Here is a 1,904-nt window from a genome sequence, read left to right as displayed (position 1 = left end):
GGTCGGGGTCGGGCGCGGAGGTTCGGCCGAGGTAGACCTCCTGGACCTTCGCGTCGGCCCGGACCTCGGCCACCGAACCCTCGCTGAGCACCTTGCCGGCGTGCAGGACGGTGACGCTGCGGGCGAAGGCCCGCACGAAGTCCATGTCGTGCTCGATGACGACCACCGTGTGGTCCTCGCCGACCCGCCGCAGCAGTTCGCCGGTGGCCTCGCGTTCCTCGTGGCTCATGCCGGCGACCGGTTCGTCGAGCAGCATCAGCCGCACGTCCTGCACCAGCAGCATCCCGATCTCCAGCCACTGCTTCTGGCCGTGGGCCAGCACACCCGCCGGGCGGCCGCGCAGGTCCGCCAGACCGGTGGTCTCCAGGGCCCGCTCGACCCGCTCGGGAACGGCCTTGCGGCGCCGGAGCATCGTCCAGGCGCCGCGTCCCGCTCCGGCGGCGATGTCCAGGTTCTGCTCCACGGTCAGCTGTTCGAACACCGTGGCCGTCTGGAAGGTGCGTCCGATGCCGAGCCGGGCGATGCGGTGGACGGGCCTGCCGAGGAGCTCGTCGTCCCCGAAGCGGACCGACCCGGTGGCCTTGACCAGACCGGTCACGGCGTCCACCAGGGTGGTCTTGCCGGCACCGTTCGGGCCGATGAGGAAACGCAGGTCGCCCGGTGCGATGTCCAGGTCGACGCCGTCGACGGCGGTGTATCCGTCGAAGGCCACCCGCAGGTTCCGGACGGTCAGTCCCGCGCCGCTCATGCCGTCTCCCTCGTGGATGCAGTCGGAGAGACCGAAGTTGCGGAAGCCGGGCCCTCGGCGGACGACGGGGTGACGCCCCGCCGCCTGCGCCGCAGGGCGCCGAGGGAGGCCAGCCCGCCCGGCAGGAAGCCGACCATCAGGACGAAGAGCAGCCCCTGGAGGTACGTCCAGGCGGCGGGGAAGGCGTCGGAGAGGGTGCTCTGCGCCCAGGCCACCGCGACGGCGCCGAGCACCGCCCCCACCAGTGAGGCCCGGCCTCCGACCGCGGCGCCGATGACGAAGCCGATGGACGGCACGATCCCGATCAGGGCCGGGGAGATGATGCCGACGGCCGGGACGAACAGGGCGCCGGCGAGACCCGCCATGCCGGCCGCGACCACGTAGGCGACGAGCTTGACGTTGGCCGGGTCGTACCCGAGGAAGCGGACGCGCTCCTCGGAGTCCCTTACGGCGACGAGGAGTTCGCCGTACCGGCTGACGAACAGCTGGCGGGCGATCGCCATCAGCAGGAGCAGCGCCGCGGCGATCACGAAGTAGACCATCCGCTGGTTGACGGGGTCGGCGAGGTCGTAGCCGAAGAAGCCCTGGATGTCGGTGAGGCCGTTGGTGCCGCCGGTGGTGGCCTGCTGGCCGACCAGCCAGATGGACAGGGCGGCGGCCAGGGCCTGGCTGAGGATCGCGAAGTACGCGCCCTTCACGCGACGGCGGAAGACGAGGAAGCCGAGGAGCGCGGCCACCGTCATGGGGAGCAGCACCGTCATGGCGAGCGCGAAGGCCGGGTCGGCGAACGGCTGCCACCACCAGGGCAACGCGTCCGAGGTGCCGTAGAGCAGCATGAAGTCCGGCAGCTTCTCGCCCGCCGTCGTGGCGTCGGCGAGTTTGAGGTGCATGGCCATGGCGTAGCCGCCGAGGCCGAAGAAGACGCCCTGGCCGAGGACGAGGAGTCCGCCGCGGCCCCAGGCGAGGCTGACGCCGACGGCGACGATCGCGTAGCAGAGGTACTTGGCGAGGAGGTTGAGCCGGGAGTCGGGGAGGGCGAGCGGGGCGGCGCCGAACAGCAGCACCGCGCCGAGGAGGAAGGCGCCCGGCACCCGCAGGCGTCGTGACGTGGAAGCCCGCGGCCTGCTCGCGGACGGAGGGCGGGGCGGGGTGACCG

2 protein-coding genes are annotated in these 1,904 nt (G+C 72.3%); both read right to left on the bottom strand.

The window, feature by feature from the left end; genetic code table 11:
• On the bottom strand, positions 1-748 hold a 748-nt coding region (gene urtD, locus ACOV8S_RS32845; RefSeq protein WP_448322304.1), incomplete at its 3' end, for an urea ABC transporter ATP-binding protein UrtD.
• Positions 745-1,845: an urea ABC transporter permease subunit UrtC gene (urtC, locus tag ACOV8S_RS32840; protein WP_448322306.1), complete on the bottom strand. Its 1,101-nt coding sequence runs from the start codon at positions 1,843-1,845 to the stop codon at positions 745-747. The genes urtD and urtC, both read right to left, overlap by 4 nt.
• Between the last annotated feature and the right edge of the window lie 59 nt (positions 1,846-1,904).

Source organism: Streptomyces sp. CO7, from assembly GCF_053474865.1.
Note: the sequence above shows the minus strand (reverse complement) of the source record. Positions and strands in the feature narration are given on the sequence as shown.